The 19,500-nt window shown below is 69.0% G+C and carries 22 protein-coding genes; 8 read left to right on the top strand and 14 right to left on the bottom strand.

The genetic code is table 11. The features are described 5' to 3' along the window. Positions 1-2: 2 nt before the first annotated feature. From ACW5F0_RS03330 to asnS, 14 genes are all read right to left on the bottom strand, one after another. Positions 3-689 carry a DUF2461 domain-containing protein gene (locus ACW5F0_RS03330; RefSeq protein WP_456964605.1) on the bottom strand — a complete coding sequence of 229 codons (687 nt, stop codon included), beginning with the start codon at positions 687-689 and terminating at the stop codon, positions 3-5. Continuing rightward, positions 686-2,170: an exodeoxyribonuclease I gene (gene sbcB, locus ACW5F0_RS03325; protein ID WP_456999014.1), complete on the bottom strand. Its 1,485-nt coding sequence runs from the start codon at positions 2,168-2,170 to the stop codon at positions 686-688. The genes ACW5F0_RS03330 and sbcB overlap by 4 nt, the downstream gene beginning before the upstream one ends. A gap of 184 nt (positions 2,171-2,354) precedes the next feature. After that, positions 2,355-3,749, bottom strand: a complete 1,395-nt coding sequence (locus ACW5F0_RS03320; RefSeq protein ID WP_456964603.1) for an FAD-dependent oxidoreductase — start codon at positions 3,747-3,749, stop codon at positions 2,355-2,357. Beyond that, positions 3,746-5,038, bottom strand: a complete 1,293-nt coding sequence (kynU, locus tag ACW5F0_RS03315) for a kynureninase (protein ID WP_456999013.1) — start codon at positions 5,036-5,038, stop codon at positions 3,746-3,748. The genes ACW5F0_RS03320 and kynU overlap by 4 nt, the downstream gene beginning before the upstream one ends. A 138-nt stretch (positions 5,039-5,176) precedes the next feature. Then, the gene (locus tag ACW5F0_RS03310) at positions 5,177-6,202 is read right to left on the bottom strand and encodes an amidohydrolase family protein (protein WP_456964601.1); all 1,026 of its coding nucleotides are present in this window, start codon (positions 6,200-6,202) and stop codon (positions 5,177-5,179) included. A 7-nt stretch (positions 6,203-6,209) separates the two neighbouring features. Continuing rightward, positions 6,210-6,758, bottom strand: a complete 549-nt coding sequence (locus tag ACW5F0_RS03305; protein WP_456964600.1) for a 3-hydroxyanthranilate 3,4-dioxygenase — start codon at positions 6,756-6,758, stop codon at positions 6,210-6,212. Further along, a complete protein-coding gene (locus ACW5F0_RS03300) occupies positions 6,755-7,192 on the bottom strand; it encodes a RidA family protein (protein ID WP_456964599.1) in 438 nt (145 codons plus the stop codon). The genes ACW5F0_RS03305 and ACW5F0_RS03300 overlap by 4 nt, the downstream gene beginning before the upstream one ends. Position 7,193: 1 nt before the next feature. Then, complete coding sequence (gene can / locus ACW5F0_RS03295) at positions 7,194-7,856, bottom strand: carbonate dehydratase (protein ID WP_456964598.1); 663 nt, start codon at positions 7,854-7,856, stop codon at positions 7,194-7,196. 38 nt (positions 7,857-7,894) lie between these two features. Further along, positions 7,895-9,319 (bottom strand): aldehyde dehydrogenase, encoded by a 1,425-nt coding sequence (locus tag ACW5F0_RS03290; RefSeq protein WP_456999012.1) that lies wholly within the window; start codon positions 9,317-9,319, stop codon positions 7,895-7,897. Between the two features lie 31 nt (positions 9,320-9,350). Continuing rightward, positions 9,351-10,163 (bottom strand): endonuclease VIII, encoded by an 813-nt coding sequence (gene nei / locus ACW5F0_RS03285; protein ID WP_456964596.1) that lies wholly within the window; start codon positions 10,161-10,163, stop codon positions 9,351-9,353. A gap of 4 nt (positions 10,164-10,167) precedes the next feature. Continuing rightward, complete coding sequence (locus tag ACW5F0_RS03280) at positions 10,168-10,953, bottom strand: SDR family oxidoreductase (protein WP_456964595.1); 786 nt, start codon at positions 10,951-10,953, stop codon at positions 10,168-10,170. Positions 10,954-10,987: 34 nt separating this feature from the next. Beyond that, positions 10,988-11,305 carry a hypothetical protein gene (locus ACW5F0_RS03275; protein WP_456964594.1) on the bottom strand — a complete coding sequence of 106 codons (318 nt, stop codon included), beginning with the start codon at positions 11,303-11,305 and terminating at the stop codon, positions 10,988-10,990. Further along, positions 11,302-11,607 carry a hypothetical protein gene (locus ACW5F0_RS03270; RefSeq protein WP_456964593.1) on the bottom strand — a complete coding sequence of 102 codons (306 nt, stop codon included), beginning with the start codon at positions 11,605-11,607 and terminating at the stop codon, positions 11,302-11,304. Before ACW5F0_RS03270 ends, ACW5F0_RS03275 begins: the two co-directional genes overlap by 4 nt. A 4-nt stretch (positions 11,608-11,611) precedes the next feature. Further along, entirely contained in the window at positions 11,612-13,012 is a 1,401-nt protein-coding gene (asnS, locus tag ACW5F0_RS03265; RefSeq protein ID WP_456964592.1) for an asparagine--tRNA ligase, read from the bottom strand. A gap of 91 nt (positions 13,013-13,103) precedes the next feature. Here asnS and ACW5F0_RS03260 point away from each other — a divergent pair, with 91 nt between their 5' ends. The 8 genes from ACW5F0_RS03260 (at position 13,104) to ACW5F0_RS03225 (ending at position 19,489) form a co-directional block, all read left to right on the top strand. Beyond that, on the top strand, positions 13,104-13,442 hold the full coding sequence (locus ACW5F0_RS03260; protein WP_456964591.1) for a HesB/IscA family protein: 339 nt from the start codon (positions 13,104-13,106) through the stop codon (positions 13,440-13,442). A 387-nt stretch (positions 13,443-13,829) separates the two neighbouring features. Further along, the gene (rpsF, locus tag ACW5F0_RS03255; protein WP_456964590.1) at positions 13,830-14,273 is read left to right on the top strand and encodes a 30S ribosomal protein S6; all 444 of its coding nucleotides are present in this window, start codon (positions 13,830-13,832) and stop codon (positions 14,271-14,273) included. An 11-nt stretch (positions 14,274-14,284) separates the two neighbouring features. Then, positions 14,285-14,515 (top strand): 30S ribosomal protein S18, encoded by a 231-nt coding sequence (gene rpsR, locus ACW5F0_RS03250; protein WP_456964588.1) that lies wholly within the window; start codon positions 14,285-14,287, stop codon positions 14,513-14,515. Positions 14,516-14,612: 97 nt separating this feature from the next. Continuing rightward, positions 14,613-15,062 carry a 50S ribosomal protein L9 gene (gene rplI, locus ACW5F0_RS03245; protein WP_456964587.1) on the top strand — a complete coding sequence of 150 codons (450 nt, stop codon included), beginning with the start codon at positions 14,613-14,615 and terminating at the stop codon, positions 15,060-15,062. A 197-nt stretch (positions 15,063-15,259) separates the two neighbouring features. Beyond that, the gene (locus ACW5F0_RS03240) at positions 15,260-16,675 is read left to right on the top strand and encodes a replicative DNA helicase (protein WP_456964586.1); all 1,416 of its coding nucleotides are present in this window, start codon (positions 15,260-15,262) and stop codon (positions 16,673-16,675) included. A 6-nt stretch (positions 16,676-16,681) separates the two neighbouring features. Then, positions 16,682-17,824, top strand: a complete 1,143-nt coding sequence (gene alr / locus ACW5F0_RS03235; RefSeq protein WP_456964585.1) for an alanine racemase — start codon at positions 16,682-16,684, stop codon at positions 17,822-17,824. Between the two features lie 92 nt (positions 17,825-17,916). After that, positions 17,917-18,594 carry an OmpA family protein gene (locus tag ACW5F0_RS03230; RefSeq protein WP_456964584.1) on the top strand — a complete coding sequence of 226 codons (678 nt, stop codon included), beginning with the start codon at positions 17,917-17,919 and terminating at the stop codon, positions 18,592-18,594. A gap of 169 nt (positions 18,595-18,763) precedes the next feature. Continuing rightward, a complete protein-coding gene (locus tag ACW5F0_RS03225) occupies positions 18,764-19,489 on the top strand; it encodes a helix-turn-helix domain-containing protein (RefSeq protein WP_456999011.1) in 726 nt (241 codons plus the stop codon). The last annotated feature ends 11 nt before the right edge of the window (positions 19,490-19,500 follow it).

Genomic DNA, 19,500 nt, shown 5'->3' with positions numbered 1-19,500 from the left:
GCTCAGAACTCCAGGTCCAACGCGGCGCAGAGGTAGTCGACGAAGGGCGCGAGGTCACGCAGGTCCTTCGCCAGCACCTGCCGCAGGCGCGGGCCGGTCACGGTCGCGTCGTCCAGCGCGCGCCAGGCCACGAAGCTGCGGTGGCGCAGGTCGTCGATGAAGGCGAAGTCGGCCGGGAACCCGCGCGGCGGACGCACCAGCATGTCCTCTTCGTCCAGCGCATAGCGGCGCTGGAACGCCGGCGCGTGCGCGGCCGCCTTCCAGCCCGCGGGGTTGTCGACGATGAACTGCCGGATCGCGCGCAGCGTTGGCGACTCCGGTCGCCAGATGCCGGCGCCGACGAAGCAGCCGCCGGGCTGGATGTGCAGGTAGTACAGCGGCGATGCGAGCTCCTTGCGGCGGGCATGGAACAGGCGCGCGCCCTGCCAGGTCTTGTAGGGGCGCTTGTCGTTGGCGAAGCGGGTGTCGCGCTGGATGCGGTAGAGCGATCCCCCGACCGTGCGCGGATCAGCCCGGAACTGCAGGCTGACCTCGGCCAGGTCGGGCGCGAGGTCCGTGACCAGGCGCTGCAGCGGGTCGCGCACGTGCGCGTCGTAGTCGTGCTTGTGGGCGTGGAACCAGGCGCGCTCGTTGTTCCGGGCCAGCGCGCGCAGGAAGCGGAAGGTCTTGTCGGAGAAATAAGCGCTCATGCAGGTGCGTCGAACATTGGCGGCGTGGCGGGTGCGAGGCCTGCCGCGAGGTCGCGGCCCCACTGCTCCAGCCGCTGGAGCAGCGCCTGGCGGTCCGCGTTGCCGGCGTGTTCCGTGCGCAGGCGGGCGATGTCGTTGAAATAGTCGTCGAAGGTGAGTTCGGACAGTCCGCTGTCGCCGGTCAGGCGCAGGCGGCGGTAATCGTCCCAACGGGTGCGCTCCCCGGCGTCGAGCGTTTCGGGCCAGTTGCGGGCGCGGTAGCGGAACAGCAGCTCCGGCAGGCGCGGGTCCTGGAAACCGAACTCGCGCGCACCCAGCTGTGCCGGTGGCGTGGCGCGCACCATCGCGAGGCGGGCCTTGTCGCCGTCGCCGATGAAGCCGTCGTACAGCGCGGCGTCGACATCCGGCGGGGCCCGTTCGCCATCGCGATCGCGGACGAACACGCGCCGCACTTTCTCCGCGATCGCCGGCCCCTGGGCGCGGATGCGCGCGGCGCGGGCCTCGGCGACGGCGGGATCGATTCCGAGCCGCTCGAAGTCCGCCGGCCGCAGGTGGCTCCACTGCACGAGGGCGGGGCAGCGGTTGGTGTGCACCTCTTTCAGCGGCACCCGCGATACGCCTTCGGGCAGGTCGGCCGCGCGTACATAGAGGCGGGCGGCGATCTCTTCGGCTGGCAGGTCCAGAAGGTCGTCGGGCTCGGCGTCGAGGTCGTACACGATCACGCGGTTGCCGATCTGGGGGTGCGTCGCCAACGGCAGCACGGCGGCGGCGCACATGCGCGCCGCGGGATAGCGCTGCGAGACGTGCAGCACGGGGGTCATCGCCATGGGGTCGAGCAGGCTGCCGACATGCCGTTTGTGGCGGAGCGCCAGCGCGTACTCCCACAGCCGTGGCTGCGCTTCGCGGAACAGCCGCGCGAGCCCGATCAGCGCAAGGACGTCGGACAGGGCTTCGTGCGCGTCGCCGCTGCGCACGCCGTTGGCCTCGGCCAGGTGCTCGAGCTTGAACGAAACGCCGGCACCGTCCTCGCGCATGGGCCACGCGATGCCCTCGGGCCGCAGCGCATGCGCCAGGCGCATGACGTCGAGCAGGTCCCAGCGGCAGTTGCCGTTGCGCCACTCGCGCTCATAGGGATCGTGGAAGTTGCGGAACAGCCCATGGCGCACGAACTCGTCGTCGAAGCGCAGCGAGTTGTAGCCCAGCGTGCAGGTGCCCGGGCGCGCCATTTCGTCGACGATCCGGGCGAATGCCTCGGACTCGCCGAGCCCCGTCTGCAGCGTGGCCTGCGGTGCCAGGCCCGTCACCATCGACGCGCCTGGCGATGGCAGCAGGTCGTCGGCCGGGCGGACCATGAACTCGATCGGAACTCCGAGCTGGCGGAGTTCGGTATCGGTGCGGATGGCGGCGAACTGCGCGACCCGGGTGCGCCGCGGATCGATGCCCCAGGTCTCGAGGTCGTAGAAGAGGAAGCTGTCGCTCATGCCCTGGCGACCTCGCCCGATATCGTGGGAGCGGCTGTGCACATTGTTGGCGCCGCCCCGCACATTGTGGAAGCGGCTGCGCACATTGTGGGAGCGGCTACAGCCGTGATTGCCCGGCAGGGCACGTCATCGCGGCTGTAGCCGCTCCTACAAATGCGGCTCCCGCTGGTGGGGGTGGACCGGGTCACGGGGTGTTCTCCAGCGGGGGGAGTGCCTGTTCAACCACCGGGTCCAGGGCGGGGAGGTCGACCTGCTCCAAGGTTGACAGCCCGCGGGTCGCGTCCTCGAGGATCCGCCGCTGCACTTCGCTGCGTTCCAGCGCGAGCGAGTAGGGGATGCGCATGAAGGTGACCATCGCGTAGTGCGGGATGAAGCGCGTGGGGTGCCTTGCCTGCAGGGCCAGTTCGAGTTCGCGCTGGAGAAGGAAGTCGGCGTCGTCGACGAGGTCGCGCATCTCGATGTAGTTGTCCAGGGCCATGCGCTGGATGGCCGCGGCATCGGGCATGCGCTGCGCTTCGAAGGCGGCGTAGGCCGTCGCCAGGTCAACCGATGCGTCCAGCTGCTTCGCAAGCGCCACGCAGTCCTCGAACGCGCAGTTCATGCCCTGGCCGTGGAAGGGCACCATCGCGTGCGCGGCGTCGCCGATCAGGACGGCGTCGCCGTCGAGGTGCCAGCGGTCGAGGTAGAGCGTGCCGAGGGTGCCGATCGGGTTGGAGTCGAAATGGTGCTCCAGCTCGGGGATCAGCGGCAGCGTGTCCGGGAAATCGCACTCGAACAACGCGCGCGCCTCCACGGATGTCGGTACCGTTTCGAAGCTCGGGTCGCCCACCCCTTCGTCACGCATCGCCATGAACAGGGTCACGGTGAAGGTGCGCTCGTCATTGGGCAGGGCGATGCACATGTAGCGGCCGCGCGGCCAGATGTGCAGGGCGTTGGGCTCGATGCGGAAGTCGCCGTCGGTGGCCGGCGGGATCTCCAGCTCCTTGTAGCCATGGCCGAGCCAGTCGGTGCGCTCGCCCAGGTCGCCGCGCTGCCCCATCTGTGCGCGCAGCGTGGAGCCGGCGCCGTCGCAGCCGATCAGGGTGGTGAAGCCGACACGGTGCAGCTCGCCGTCGCCGCGGTAGAACGCCCGCCGTGCGGCGAAGTCCACGGCCTCGAGCCGCCGGTCGAAGTGCAGCACCGCGCCCGCGGCCTCGGCGGCGTTGATCAGGGTGATGTTGAGTTCGCCGCGGCTGACCGACCAGATCACCTCGCTGTCGTCGCGACCGTAGCGCTGCAGCTGCGGCGCGCCGTCGAGGGGATGCACCATGCGCCCGCGCATCATCACCGCCTGCGCCAGGACGTCGCGGTCGGCGTCGGCGGCGCGCAGGGCGTGCAGGCCACGTTCGGCCAGCGCGAGATTGATCGAGCGGCCACCGGCGAATCCGTGGATGCGGGGGTCGCCCCGGCTTTCATAGACCTCGACCTTCCAGCCGCGCTGGGCGAGCAGGGCGGCCATCAGTGCGCCGGCCAGGCCCGCGCCGACGATGGTGGCTTCGCGTTGGGCGCCCGCTCCCGCCGTGGTTGCCGCCGAGCTCATGCCTGGTCCTCGCGCCAGGCTTCGGTGGCGCGCACGAAGCGCAGCACGTCGGCGTGGCTGTTGTACATCGGCGCCGGCGAAATCCGGATCACGTCGGGCTCGCGCCAGTCGCCGACCACGCCCTGCGCCGACAGCGACTCGAACAGAGATCGTCCGGCGTCACGACCGCTCAGGCCGCGGCCCTCGAGCACCCGCAGCGAAAGCTGCGCGCCGCGCTGCGCGGAGTCGCGCGGGGTGGCGATGCGCAGCGTGTCCGACAGCCGCGCGTCGATCAGCGCCTCCAGGTAGCCGGTGAGCGATTCGGACTTCGTACGCAATGCCTGCATGCCGACGCGATCGAACAGCTCCAGCGCGCCGCGCAGCGGCGCCAGGCCCAGGATCGGCGGATTGCTGAGCTGCCAGCCATCCGCGCCGGGCGATGGCTCGAAGCTCGGCGCCATGCGGAAGCGGGAGGCCTCGTCGTGTCCCCACCAGCCGGCAAAGCGCGGGCGGTCGGTGCGCGCATGGCGCGCATGCACGAAGCAGCCGGCTACCGCGCCCGGCCCGGAGTTCAGGTATTTGTAATGGCACCAGACGGCGAAGTCCGGATCGTCGTCGTGCAGCCGCAGCGGCAGGTTGCCGGCGGCATGCGCCAGGTCGAAACCCACCACCGCACCTGCGGCGTGCCCCAGCCGCGTGATCTCCGCGACGTCGAACGCCTGGCCGCTTCGGTACTGCACGCCCGGCCACAGCACCAGCGCCAGGCGCGGACCATGCATTTCGATGGCGCGTGCGATGGCCTCCATCGAGAACGTGCCTTCGGCCAGGTCGGGCTCGAGCTCGATCAGGTCGGTGGCCGGGTCGAAGCCGTGGAAGCGCAGCTGGGATTCCAGCGCATAGCGATCCGACGGAAACGCCCCGGCCTCCATCAGGATCGCCGGCCGCTCGCGCGTGGGCCGGTAGAAGCTGACCATCATGAAGTGGAGGTTGGCGGTCAGCGAGTTCATCGCCACCACCTCTGAAGGCTCGGCACCCACCACCCGTGCCAGCGGCTCACGCAGCAGCGCGTGGTAGGGCATCCACTGCGTGGTGCCGGTGAAGTGCGCTTCGACGGCTTCGGCGGCCCACTTGTCGAGCACATCGACCACGTGCGCGCGCGCCGACTTCGGCTGCAGCCCCAGCGAATTGCCGCAGAAGTACGCCTGCTCCCGCTCGCCATGCCGCGGCAGATGGAACTCAGCCCGCAGTCCGCGCAGCGGATCGGCGGCGTCAAGGGTTGCAGCGTGCTGGTCGGTGTACAGCTCGGTCATGGAGAAGAAGCCTCTTTTGCCACGGATTGACGCGGATAGACGCGGATAAAGCAGAAGCGAACAGATGTAGAGGCCAACTTCAAAAGCTCTTCGCTTCTGATCCGCGTTTATCCACGTAAATCCGTGGCCAAATGCTCTTCACGCGAACCTCGACCTCGGCAGGCCCAGCCATTCGAGCGCAGTACCGTGGTAGAGGCGCGCCTGGCCCGCGTCGTCCAGGCCCAGTGCGTCGATGCCGGCGCCAGGTTGCTGTTCGCCCAGGGGGAAGGGGTAGTCGGTGCCGAGCATCACGCGGTCGATGCCGCAGGTGTCGATCAGGTATTCAAGTGCCTTCGAGTCGGCGACCCAGGAGTCGAAGTAAAGGCGCGACAGGTACTCGCGGGGATTGCGCGGGTTGTCGGTGGCCACGAGGTCGGGGCGCATGTTGAAGCCGTGTTCGATGCGGCCGATGGTGTAGGGGAAGCTGCCGCCGCCGTGCGCCATGCAGATCTTGAGCTTCGGCAGCCGCTCAAGCACGCCGCCGAAGACCAGCGAGCAGGCCGCGCGTGACTGCTCGGCCGGCATGCCGACCAGCCAGGGCAGCCAGTACTTGGGCATGGTGTCGGTGCCCATCATGTCCCAGGGGTGCACGAGGATCGCCGCGCCCAGGTCGGCCGCGGCCTCGAAGAACGGGAACAGTTCGGGCGCGTCCAGGTTCCAGTGCGTGTCGGCCGATACCTGCACGTGCGAACCGATCTGCACGCCCTGCAGGCCAAGCTCGTCCATGCAGCGCTCGAGCTCCTGCACCGCCAGCCGCGGCGACTGCAGCGGTACCGTGCCGATGCCGGCGTAGTGGCGCGGATGCGCGCGGCAGGTTTCCGCCATGTGGTCGTTGAGTGCCTGGTGCAGCTCCAGCGCCTGGTTGGGCTTGGCCCAGTAGCTGAACATCACCGGCACCGTGCTGATCACCTGCACCTGCACCCCGAAGCGCGCGTAGTCGTCGATGCGCTCTTGCGGGTCCCAGGTCTTGGACCAGATCTCGCGGAAGAATCGGCCGTCCTTGTACATGCGGTGGCGGCCGTCCTCGGTGTGGTGGATCACCGGGAAGCGGTCGTCGCCGTACTTGCGCGCGAGATCGGGCCAGTCGCGGGGCAGGTAGTGGGCATGGATGTCGATCTTGAGCATGTCGCCCTCAGGTGATGTCGGCTTGCGAGTCGGCTTGCATCTCGTAGCGTGTCGGCCGCGGATTGAGATGCCCGCAGGCCTTGCAGGTGCGCAGCGCATCGCTGCGGTAGAAGTTCTCGAACACGCGGAAGAAGTCCTGCTCGATGTCCTCGAGGTGGAAGAACTCCTCGTAGACCTTCTCGTTGCAGTTGTCGCAGAACCACATCAGGCCGTCGTCCTCGTGCGGCAGGCGGCGGCGCTCGATCACCAGTCCAATCGACCCTTCGGCGCGCTGCGGCGAGTGCGGCACGCGCGGCGGCAGCAGGAAGGTCTCGCCGGCGCGGATCGGGATGTCCCGGACCTTTCCGTCCTCCTGGATGCGCAGGACCATCTCGCCTTCCAGCTGATGGAACCACTCGGGGCCTTCCTCCCAGTGGTAGTCGGTGCGCGCGTTGGGACCGCCGACCACCATGACGATGAACTCGCCGTCGTAGATGCACTTGTTGCCCACCGGCGGTTTGAGCAGATGCCGGTGGTCCTCGATCCACTTCTGGAAGTTCAGCGGCGCGGGAATCATGGCGGGTCTCCCTGGAAGGCGGCGATGCACTTGAGTTCGATCGCGATCGGCGTTGGCAGCGCGGTGATGCCGAGCGTGGTCCGGCAGGGCGCGGTGGCGGGGTCGGGGAAATGGGCTGCCCAGACCGCGTTGTAGGCCTTGAAGTCGCGCGCCATGTCGGTCAGGTAGACGGTCACGTCCACCAGGTCCTCCCAGCGCGCGCCGCTGGCTTCGAGCACCGCGCGGACGTTGGCGAACACGGCGTGGGCCTGGGCGGTGATGTCGTATGCGCGCAGGCGGCCGCCGCCGTCATGCTCGTTGCCCGGGATGGCGTCGGTGGACGGGTCGCGCGGTCCGATGCCTGACAGGAACAACAGGTCGCCCACGCGCCGTGCGTGCGGATAGGCGCCGACCGGCTTGGGCGCGGTGTCGGTGCGGACGATGCGGCCGTCCATCTCAGCGGTCCTCGCGGTCGTCGCGGATGCGCTCGACCGCCGGCTCGTACTGTGCAGGCAGCGCCGCGGGCGAATCGATCGACAGGCCCAGGTCGTGCACGCGGCCGTCGCGCAGCGAATACACCCACGCGTGCAACGCGACCTTCTGCCCGCGCGCCCAGGCCTCGCGGACCACGGTCGACTCGGCGACGTTGATCATCTGCTCCAGCGCGTTGAGCTCGCACAGGCGGTCGTGGCGGATGGCGTCGTCGTCGAGCTCCTCGATGATCGCGCGATGCTTGTGCTTGACGTCCTTGACGTGGCGGATCCAGTTGTCGGCCAGGCCGACGCGCTGGCCGTCGAGCGCCGCGCCCACGCCGGCACAGCCGTAGTGGCCGACCACGAGGATGTGTTCGACCTCGAGCACGTCGATCGCGTACTGGATCACCGACAGGCAGTTGAGGTCGGTGTGCACCACCACGTTGGCGACGTTGCGGTGCACGAAGACTTCGCCCGGGGCCATGTCGATGATCTGGTTCGCCGGCACGCGCGAATCGGAGCAGCCGATCCAGAGGTACTTCGGCTTCTGGATCTTCGACAGGCGCGTGAAGAAACCGGGATCCTCGGCTTCGACGCGTTCGGCCCAGATTCGGTTGCGTTCGAGGAGGTCGTGCATTCGGTGCATGGGATTCCGTCGTGCTTGGGGGAAAGGGGGTCGGGCGTTCAGGTCGCGATGCAGACGTTGCGCGGTTCGGTGAAGAAGCGCATCGCTTCCAGTCCGCCCTCGCGACCAAGGCCGGACTGGCCCATGCCGCCGAAGGGCGTGCGCAGGTCGCGCATCAGCCAGGCGTTGATCCAGACGATGCCCGTGCGCAGCTGCGCGCCGAAGCGGTGCGCGCGTGCCAGGTCGCGGGTCCAGACCGAAGCGGCCAGGCCGTAGTCGCCGGCATTGGCCAGCGCCAGCGCGTGGTCGTCGCCGTCGAATGCCTGCAGCGTGGCGACGGGGCCGAAGATCTCTTCACGGTTGCTGGCGCAGTCGGGGCCGAGGCCTTCGATCACGGTCGGCGCCACGAACCAGCCCGGGCGCTCCAGCACCGTGCCGCCGCAAAGCACGCTGCCGCCCTCGTCGCGGGCTCGGGCGATCGCCGCGACCACCTTGTCGAAGTGCGCCTGCGACACCAGTGGCCCGAAGTTGGCGTCGCTGTCCATCGGATCACCCGGGCGCAGCGCCAGCGTGCGTGCGACGAAGGCCTCGCGGAATTCGGCATGCACGCTGCGTTCGACCAGGATGCGCGAGCCGCAGAGGCAGATCTGGCCGCTGTTCTGGAACGCGGAGCGGACGATGGTGTCGAGGTGGTCCCGCCAGTCGCCATCGGCGAATACCAGGGTGGGGTTCTTGCCGCCCAGTTCCAGCGAGACCTTCTTCAGCAGTGGCCCGGCGATGCCGGCGATGCGCTTGCCGACCGCGGTGCTGCCGGTGAACGAGATCGCCTTGATCGCGTCGTGGCGCACGATGGCTTCGCCGACTTCGGGGCCGCCGCCGTGCACCACGTTGAGCACGCCCGCCGGCAGCCCGGCTTCAAGCGCCAGTTCGCCCAGCATCGTCGCGGTTGCCGGCGTCACCTCGGAAGGCTTGGCCACCACGGTGTTGCCCGCGGCGAGCGCCGGCGCGATCTTCCAGGTGAACAGGTACAGCGGCAGGTTCCAGGGCGAGATCGTGCCGACCACGCCCAGCGGCTGGCGCAGGGTGTAGTTCAGCCCGGCCTCGCCGTGGTGCGATTCGCTGGAGAACTGGGTGGCGGCGTGGGCGAAGAAACGCAGGTTGGACACCGCGCGCGGGATCTCGGCGTCGCGGGCGAGGGCGAAGGGCTTGCCGCCGTCGCGGGCCTCGGCGTGGGCGAAGTCGTCGATGCGCGCTTCCAACGCGGCTGCGAACCGTTCCAGATGCCGCGAACGTTCGCTGTTGCGCAGGCCGGCCCAGGCCGGGAAGGCGTCGCTGGCGGCTGCGACCGCGGCCTCGACGTCGCCGGCATCGCCATCGGCGACCTCGGCGTACGCCTTGGCCGTCGCCGGCTCGAAGACATCGCGCCAGCGACCGCTGGCGGCTTCGCGGCTGGCGCTGCCGATGACGTGTGCGTAGCGTCGCATCCCGCAAGCTTACCCGCGCCGGCCCGAGCCGTCAGGACTGGCAGGCCGGGCAGACGTAGAGCCGGCGTGATCCGACGCTCATGCGCTCGATCGTGGTGCCGCAGGCGGGGCAGGGCTGGCCTTCGCGGCCGAAGACCTGGAAGCGGAAGGCGTCGGGCGTATCGGTGAGGTAGTCGTCGCGCATGCGGTCGGCCGGCGCGATGCCGCGGGTGGCGTAGCTCAGGCGCGGGATGTCGAGCAGCGCCCGTGCCAGCCGCGCCGTCGCCTCCGGCTCCAGGTCCTTCGGTCGCCGTGCCGGCCGCAGCCCCGCGGCGAACAGCACTTCCGAGCGCAGGTAGTTGCCCATGCCCGCAAGAAAGCCCTGGTCGAGCAGCAGGCCGCCCAGCGCACGGCCGCGGAAGGGTGCGGACTGCAGTCGCGCGGCGACCGCGGCGGCGTCCAGCGCCGGGTCGAGCACATCGGGCCCGAGACCCTGCAGGAACGGGTGCGACTCGACCTCGTCGCTGCGCCACATCGACACATCCGATGCGGAGTACAGCAGGATCGCACCGTGTGCGGTCTCGAGCGCAACGCGCAGCGATCGCTTCGTCCCAGGTCGTTCACCGGGCGCGGCCACCTTCCAGACGCCGTACAGCTGGTTGTGGCTGTACATCGTCCAGCCGTGTTCGAAGCGGACCAGCATCGCCTTGCCCCGCGAGGTGATCGATTCGATGCGGCGGCCTGCAAGGCCGGCTTCGAAGCGCTTCAGTGCGGGGAATGCGAACCAGGCGCGGACCAGTGGCTCGCCCGCCACCGCCTCGACAAGGCGGTCGGCGGCGCGGCGGATCTCCGGGCCTTCGGGCACGGCCTCAGATCGAGGCCATGCGCCCGCCGTCGACCGCGAGGCTGACGCCGTTGACGTAGGACCCGGCCGGCGAACACAGGAAGGCGATCACGCCGCCGGTCTCGTCCGCGGTGGCGAAGCGGCGGGCCGGGATCGCGGCCTCCATCTCGCGGCGGACGTCGTCCTCGCTGCGGCGTTCCTTCTTCGCACGGTCGCCGATGATCTGGCGGATGCGCCCGGTCTCGGTGAAGCCTGGCAGGACGTTGTTGACGGTGATGCCTTCGGGCGCCAGCTCGCGCGACAGCGTCTTGGCCCAGGCCGCCACTGCGCCGCGGATGGTGTTGGACACGCCCAGGCCCGCGATCGGCTCGCGCACCGAGGTCGAGACCACGTTCACCACCCGGCCCCAGCGCGCTTCGCGCATGCCCGGCAGCACGGCCTGCAGCAGCACCTGGTTGGCGAGCAGGTGGCGGCGGAAGGCGGCTTCGAAAGCGTCCAGCGGCGCGTCGGCCGCGGGGCCACCGGGCGGACCGCCGGTGTTGTTGACCAGGATGTGCACGGGGTGCTGCGCGACCACCGAGGCCACGGCCTTGGCCAGGCCGTCGGTGTCTGCGCTGTCGGCCGCCACGAACGCATGCTCGCGGGAGCCACCGCCCGCCAGCGCCGACACCACCTCGCGCAGCGCATCCTCGCGGCGGGAGAGCACCGTGACGCTGGCGCCAAGCGCGGCCAGCTCGATCGCCGTGGCGCGGCCGATGCCTTCGGACGCACCGCAGACCAGTGCGTGGCGTCCTGTGAGGTCGAGGTCCATGGCTGTCTCCTTGCTGGGGTGGGGCGTGGCCCCGTCAGGCGTTGCCGCCGAAGGTCTGGACCATGCCGGCCTGCAGCACGCCGTCGTCGTCGCCCTGGGGCGGGGTGAGTTCGCCGGGGAGGAAGCCGCGCTCGGCGGCATCCGCGTCGTCCAGGCCGTCGAAGGCCACGAACTCGGCGTCCATCAGCATGGCGCGCGCGGTGTCCTCGCTGTCGTAGCCCAGGGTGTTGCCATCGCTGTCGAGCACCTCGGCGGTGCCGCCCTCGCGCACGCGCAACCGCGCCCAGATGACCATGCGTCCAAGCGTGGCCAGCCACCATTCGTCGCGCTGGCGACCGTCGTCGAAGGTCATGACAGCGCCACCGACCAGAGCCACATGATCGCGGCGCCGGACAGCCCGAAAATCACCGTCGACAGCGCCACGCGGGCCGGCGTCGCCAGGCCGGTGAACGCGGGATCGGCGGTCTCGCGATAGCCGCCCGACAGCAGCCACCACATCACCCGAGGCTTGAGGAACGCGCCTTCGCCCAGGCGCTCGCGCACGGCCGGATGCAGGTCGCGCAGCTGCACCAGCGACAGCGGCCAGAAGATGATGTACGCGCAGGCGCCGGCAATGGCGACGCCGACGAAGCACAGGGCAAAGAACAGCGGCACGGCCTCAGTACTCCGCCGTGCCCGGCGCACGCGGGTAGGGGATGGCGTCGCGGATGTTGGACAGCCCGCAGATGTAGACGATCAGGCGCTCGAAGCCCAGGCCGAAGCCGGCGTGCGGCACCGTGCCGTAGCGGCGGAAGTCGCGGTACCAGTCGTAGAGCTCGCGATCCAGCCCGAACTGGTCCATGCGCGCATCGAGCACGTGCAGGCGCTCCTCGCGCTGCGAGCCGCCGATGATCTCGCCGATGCCCGGGGCCAGCACGTCCATCGCGGCAACGGTCTTGCCGTCGTCGTTGAGGCGCATGTAGAAGGCCTTGATGTGCTCGGGATAGTTGGTCACCACCACCGGGCGGCCGACGTGCTGCTCGGTCAGCCAGCGCTCGTGCTCGGTCTGCAGGTCCAGGCCCCATTCGACCGGGAAGTCGAACTTGTGGCCGGACTTCTGCAGCAGCTCCACCGCGTCGGTGTACTCGATGCGTTCGAACGGCGCGTTGATGAAGGATTCCAGGCGCGTGATCGCGTCCTTCTGCACGCGCTCGGCAATGAAGGCCATGTCGTCGCCGCGCTCGTCGAGCACCGCCTTGAACAGGTACTTGAGGAACTCTTCGGAGATGCGCGCGGTTTCGGCCAGGTCGGCGAAGGCGATCTCCGGCTCGATCATCCAGAACTCGGCCAGGTGGCGCGTGGTGTGGCTGTTCTCGGCGCGGAAGGTCGGACCGAAGGTGTAGACCTTGCTCATCGCCAGGCAGAAGGCCTCGACGTTGAGCTGGCCCGATACGGTCAGGAAGGCTTCCTTGCCGAAGAAGTCGCGGTCGAAGTCCACGCTGCCGTCCTTGCCGCGCGGCAGGTTGGCGAGGTCGAGCGTGGACACGCGGAACATCTGCCCCGCGCCTTCGGCGTCGGAGGTGGTGATGATCGGCGTGTTGACCCAGTAGTAGCCGTTCTCGTGGAAGTACCGGTGCGCGGCCTGTGCCAGGCAGTGGCGGATGCGGGTGACGGCACCGAACAGGTTGGTGCGCGGCCGCAGGTGGGCAACCTCGCGCAGGAACTCGAGCGAATGCGCCTTGGGCTGGATCGGATATGTCTCCGGATCGTCCACCCAGCCGACCACTTCGATCGTCGAGGCCTGGATCTCGAAGCCCTGGCCCTGGCCCTGGGAGGGTACGAGGGTGCCGGTGGCGACCACCGAGCAGCCGGCGGTGAGGCGCTTCACCTCGTCGTCATAGTTCGAGAGACTGCTGGGCGCGACCACCTGGATCGGCGCGAAGCACGAGCCGTCGCTGACATTGACGAAGCTCAGCCCGGCCTTGGAGTCGCGGCGGGTGCGCACCCAGCCGCGGACCGTGACTTCGCCGCCGGCGGGGATCCTGCCCGCGAGCGCGTGTTCGACGCTGACCACCGTCATGCCTTGAATCCTCAGGGGAAGGGACAGATAGAAGGAGGGCAGTTTACCGGACGCCGCCGGACGCGGCGCCCCCACGGAGTAGAATGACGCCATGGCCATCACCCTTGCACCCGCCGCCCTCGAACGCGTGAAGGGCTATCTCGCATCCTCTCCCGCGGCCCTCGGTCTGCGCTTCGGCGTCAACCGCACCGGCTGCTCCGGTTGGGGCTACGCCGTCGACCTCGCGCGCGACGAGCGCGCCGACGACACGGTGTTCGAGCAGGACGGCGTCCGCATCTTCGTCGACGCCGACAGCCTGCCCCTGGTCGACGGCACCGAGATGGACTTCCTCAAGCAGGGCCTGAACGAGCAGTTCACCTTCAGCAACCCCAAGGCCGCCGCCGCCTGCGGCTGCGGCGAGAGCTTCACGACGGACGCCGACAAGGTCTGAGGGATTGCGTTGGCTGCCAGCGCTGAGGCGGGGTGGGGGAAGGGCGTCGGGCTTCCGCTTTTCCCGGCGGGCCGCGGGAAACCGCTGCGAGGCGGGTTGGGGGGTACGGAGTGGGCATGAAGGCCCGCGCAGCGGGACAGCCCACGGAGTACCCACCAGCCCGCCGTTCCGCGCGCCAGCGTAAGCAGCCCCACCAGTCCGCCGCGCCAGCGCCGGCCATGCCCGGCCTTCAGCCAGCCATGCGCCTTGCCGGAGCCCCGTGCCAGTGCAATACTGTGCGGCTCCCGTTTTGCGGGAGACCTTGCCCCACGGCGTCCGCCACGGACCTGCCGGGGGCTATCCGGGCCCCGGCGCGCTGCCGCGGCCGATATCCAGAAGGAACAACACATGCGTCATTACGAGATCGTGTTCCTGGTCCATCCGGACCAGAGCGAACAGGTGCCGGCCATGGTCGAGCGCTACAAGACCCTGATCGAAGGTGCCGAGGGCAAGATCCACCGCCTCGAGGACTGGGGCCGCCGCCAGCTGGCCTACCCGATCGACAACCTGGTCAAGGCCCACTACGTGCTGCTCAACATCGAGGTCGGCCAGCCGGTGCTCGACGAGCTGGTCGAGGGCTTCCGCTTCAACGACGCCGTCCTGCGCCACATCGTGATCCGTCGCGAAGAGGCCGAGACCGAGCAGTCGCTGATCATGAAGAACAAGGACGAGAAGCCGGAGAAGACCGACCGTCCGGAGCGTGGCGAGCGCCGCCGCCGTGACGACGAGGCCGAGGGCGAGGGCGAGAAGCCCGCCGCCACCGAGTCCGACGACAACTCCGAAGCCGCCTGAGGATCACCGACATGTCCAAGTTCTTCCGCCGCCGCAAGTTCTGCAAGTTCACCGCCGAGGGTGTGAAGGAGATCGATTACAAGGATCTCAACACCCTGCGCCAGAACGTCACCGAGAACGGCAAGATCGTTCCCAGCCGCATCACCGGCACCAAGTCGAAGTACCAGCGCCAGCTCGCGACCGCCGTCAAGCGCGCGCGCTTCCTGGCCCTGATCCCGTACACCGACAACCACAACGTCTGATCCCGCGGCCGCCCCAGCGGGCGGCGCGGCATCGTCCGTTCGGACAGCCACAAGTTGCGGCGCGCACGTGCGCCGCTAACGAACACGGAGCAAACCCATGGATCTGATCCTCCTGCAGAAAGTCGTGAACCTCGGCAACCTTGGCGACAAGGTCAGCGTGAAGCCGGGCTACGGCCGCAATTTCCTGGTGCCGCAGGGCAAGGCCGTTCCGGCCACCGCTGCCAACCTGGCCGATTTCGAGGCGCGTCGCGCCGAGTACGAGGCCAAGGCCCAGGGTTCGCTGGACAACGCCAACAAGCGCCTCGCCGCGCTTGCCGACGCCAGCGTCACCATCTACGCCAACGCCTCCACCGAGGGCAAGCTGTACGGCTCGGTCGGCCCGCGCGACATCGCCGAAGCGCTGACCAAGGCCGGCACCCCGGTCGAGAAGTCCGAGGTGGTGATGGGCGAGGGTGCGTTCCGCACCGTCGGCGAGTACGACGTCCTCGTGCACCTGCATGCCGACGTCGAGACCACGGTCAAGGTGGTGGTTGAAGCCGAAGCCTGATCCATCCAGGCAGGGCTTCTGACGGGCGCCTCGGGGCGCCCGTCTTCGTTTCCGGTGGCCCGTCTCGATTCCTGAGATGCCCACCGGTTATCCACAGGGTTGTCTGCAACGCTTCCCCCCCGGAGGCCATTAGGATGACAGTCCGACACATCATCAGGGGCCGCCGCGACGGTCCTGCCAGGGGAGTTCCGATACCGATGAGCCTACGACCGGGCTTCCAGAAAAAAGGCCGCGATTTCCAGGAGCGCGGCGAGGCCCGGGTCGAGCAGCTGCGGGTGCCGCCGCAGTCGGTGGAGGCGGAGCAGGCCGTGCTCGGTGGCCTGATGCTGTCGCCGGAGTCCTACGATCGCGTGGGCGACCAGCTCGTGGAGGGCGATTTCTACCGCCGCGACCACCAGCTGATCTTCCGCGCCATCAAGGAGTTGGCCGAACGCAACCGCCCCTTCGACGCGGTGACGCTGGGCGAATGGTTCGAGTCGCTGGGCCAGTCGGAGCTGGTCGCGGGCGGTGCCTACCTGGTGGAGCTGGCCAGCACGACGCCTTCGGCCGCGAACATCGTCGCCTATGCCGAGATCGTGCGTGACAAGGCGGTGCTGCGGCAGCTGATCGAGGTCGGCACCGGGATCGTCAATGACGGTTTCCAGCCCGAGGGGCGCGAGAGCGCGGAGCTGCTGGCCAAGGCCGAGCAGGAGGTGTTCGCGATTGCCGAGGCCGGCAGCCGCGGGCGCACCGACTTCACCGCGGTCAACCAGGCCATGGCCGAAGCCTTCGACGTGCTGCAGACCCGCTACGCCAACGGCGGCGGCATCACCGGCCTGCCGACGGGCTACACGGAATTCGACGAGATGACCGCCGGCTTGCAGCCGACCGACCTGATCATCCTCGCGGCACGTCCGGCCATGGGCAAGACCACGCTGGCGCTCAACATGGCCGAGTACGCGGCCATGAAGACCAAGAAGCCGGTGGCCGTGTTCTCGATGGAAATGTCGGCCAGCCAGTTGGCGCTGCGCCTGATCTCGTCCGTGGGCCGGGTCAACGCCACCCGCTTGCGCACCGGACAGCTCGAAGACGAGGACTGGAGCCGGATCTCGAGCGCCATCCGGCTGCTGAAGGAAACCAAGATCTTCATCGACGACACTCCGGCGCTGTCGCCCGACGTGCTGCGCGCCAAGGCGCGGCGCCTGAAGCGCGAGCACGGCCTGGGCATGATCGTGATCGACTACCTGCAGCTGATGGCGGTGCCGGGCAACAGCGAGAACCGCGCCACCGAGATCTCGGAGATCTCGCGCTCGCTCAAGGGCCTGGCCAAGGAGCTCAACGTGCCGGTGGTCGCGCTGTCGCAGCTCAACCGCTCGCTGGAAACGCGCACCGACAAGCGCCCGGTGATGGCCGACCTGCGCGAGTCGGGCGCCATCGAGCAGGACGCCGACGTGATCGTCTTCATCTACCGCGATGACTACTACAACAAGGAAAACTCGCCGGACAAGGGCCTGGCCGAGGTGATCATCGGCAAGCAGCGTAACGGCCCGACCGGCTCGGTGAAGCTCAAGTTCTTCGGCGAGTACACGCGCTTCGACAACCTCGCCCACGATTCGGTCGGCAGCTTCGAGTAGCGCGGCGTGAGCCTGCACGCCGCCGAGCGCCCGACGCGGATCCTGGTCGATCTCGACCGCATCGCCGGCAACCTGGGTGCCATCCGCGCCCACGTCGGCGTACCGGTGATGGCCATCGTCAAGGCCAACGCCTACGGCCACGGCCTGGTGCAGGTGGCGCGCCACCTGCAGGCGCAGGGCGTGGAGCACCTCGGCGTCGCGTTTCCGGAAGAGGGCATCGCGCTGCGCCGCGCCGGCATCACCGTGCCGATCCTGGTGCTTGGCGGCATCTACGGCCCGCAGGTGGCGCAGTACATCGTCCACGACCTGCAGGTCACGGTCTCATCGTTGGAAAAACTGCGCCAGGTCGAAGCTGCGGCCGAGGCACTGGGCCGCCGTGCCACCGTGCACCTCAAGGTCGACACCGGGATGGAGCGCATCGGCGTGCATGCCTGGACGGCCGGTCCCTTCATCGAGGCCGCAGTGGCCTCACGATGGATCCAGCTGGCCGGGATCTACTCCCACCTGGCCTGCGCGGACGAGCCCGATTCACCGGTGACGGCGTTGCAGCTGGAACGCTTCGAAGCCGCCTGCGCGCACTTCGGGCGCATCGGCGCGCCGGTGCCGCCGCGGCACATCGCCAACTCCGGCGGCATCCTGCACTTCCCGCAGGCGCGGCTGGACATGGTGCGGCCGGGCATCCTGCTCTATGGCGTGCTTCCGGGCGCGCAGTCGCGGTCGACGGTGGCCGTGCAGCCGGCGCTGTCGCTGGTCTCGCGGGTGGTCTACTTCAAGGTGGTGGAGGCCGGCCACGCCGTGAGCTATGGCGGCACCTGGGCGCCCGGGGACGACACCCGCGTGGTCACCGTGCCCGCCGGTTACGGCGACGGCTATCCCCGCGCGCTCTCCTCGCGCGGCACGGTGCTTATCCGTGGACGCGAGTACCCGATCGTGGGCCGGGTGTGCATGGACCAGTTCATGGTCGACATCGGCCACGACAGCGCGTGGAACGAGGACGAGGTGGTGCTGGTCGGGCGCCAGGGCGATCGCCGGCTGCGTGCGGAAGACGTGGCGCATGCCGCGGGAATGATTCCCTACGAAGTGCTGGTGGGTCTCAACGAGAGGATCCCGCGCGAATATCGCGGGGCCGGCTATCTGGAGCCTGAATAGGGCGCGGCGCCGTCACCCTGCAGGGACGCAATCGCGGGTAGCTTGGCGGCGTTCATTCACCGGGCGCACGCCGCCCCACAGGAGTCCCCACGATGCGCAATTCGCCCCGAATCCTTCTTGCCACCGCGGTCGCGGGTGCTGTCATGCTCACCAGCTGCGCCACCTATACCGGCCAGACCAGCGACCCGAATGATCCCAATCGCACCCGCAACAACGCGCTGATCGGCGCCGGTATCGGTGCGGTCGCCGGCCTGCTGAGCGGCTCCGACGCCACCGAGCGCCGCCAGCGCGCGCTGGTCGGTGCCGGCGTGGGTGGCCTGGCCGGCGGTGCGGTTGGCGTGTACCAGGACCGCCAGGAAGCCGAGCTCCGTCGCCAGACCGCCGGCACGGGCATCGTCGTCGACCGCGAAGGCGACGTCATCAAGCTCAACCTGCCCGACGGCGTGACTTTCGATTTCAACAAGACCGAGCTCAAGCCGCAGTTCTATCCGGCGCTGAACAACGTCGCGCGCACGCTGGCCGAGTTCGACCAGACCATCGTGGAAGTGGCCGGCCACACCGACAACGTCGGCGGTGATGCGGTCAACCAGCGCATCTCCGAGCAGCGCGCCTCGTCGGTCGCCAACTACCTGGTCGGCCAGGGCCTGATGCGCGAACGCTTCGAGGTGGTGGGCTTCGGCAAGACCATGCCGATCGCCGACAACTCGACCGAGCAGGGCCGTGCCCAGAACCGTCGCGTCGAGGTTCGCGTGGTGCCGCTGCGCAGCTGAACGGCGCAAATCGTGGATACAAAAGAAGGGCCGCGAAAGCGGCCCTTCTTCTTTCAGGCGACCCCGCGTGGCGTGTCGTTACATACCGTTACCAACGGTTACCGTGCGCTGCCCGTTCGGGAGACGCGCATCCATACAGTGGTCGGCATCGTGTCAACGGAGTGCCACCATGTTCCAGAACGCCCTGTCCAGCCCGCTCGTGCATCGCGGCCCAGCCGGTGACTGGTCGGCCGACCAGCGCCAGCGCGCGGCGCCGGCGCTGGAGTCACTGCTGCTGCGCTGGCCGCCGCGGGTGCATCGGCTGGAGCCGCGGCAATCGCTGTTCCATGCGGGACAGCCGAGGCACTCGCTGTTCTATGTCCGCGCCGGCTGTTTCAAGACCAGCGTGCTGAGCGAGGACGGGCGGGAGAAGATCACCGGCTTCCGCATGCGCGGCGACCTGCTGGGGCTCGACTCGGTCGACATGCCGGCGCACGCCTGCGACGCGGTGGCGCTCGACGCCGCCGAGGTCTGGGAGCTGCCCTGCGTGAAGCTGCACGACATGCTGCCCGAGCTCCAGGAGCGCGTGACCGCCATGCTTGCCGGCGAGATCCGTCGCGACTGGCGCTGGATGCTGGCGCTGGGGACCCTGGGCGCCGACCAGCGCGTGGTGGCCTTCCTGCTCGACCTGTCGGCGCGCTTTGCGGCGATGGGCCTGGACCCGCAGCTGCTGCAACTGCGCATGACGCGCGCCGAACTCGGCAACTTCCTTGCCCTCACCCTGGAAACCGTGACCCGCGCGCTGTCGCGCATGCAGGCCCGCGGGATGATCGAGGTCAACGGCCGCCGCATCCGTATCGTCGACGAAGCCGGCCTGCGCGCAGTGCTTGCCGGTGACGAGGAACGCTCCTACTGAGCTGATCGCGC

The sequence above is a fragment of the Luteimonas sp. A534 genome (assembly GCF_054072805.1).
This window is presented reverse-complemented; position numbering and strand designations above follow the sequence as displayed.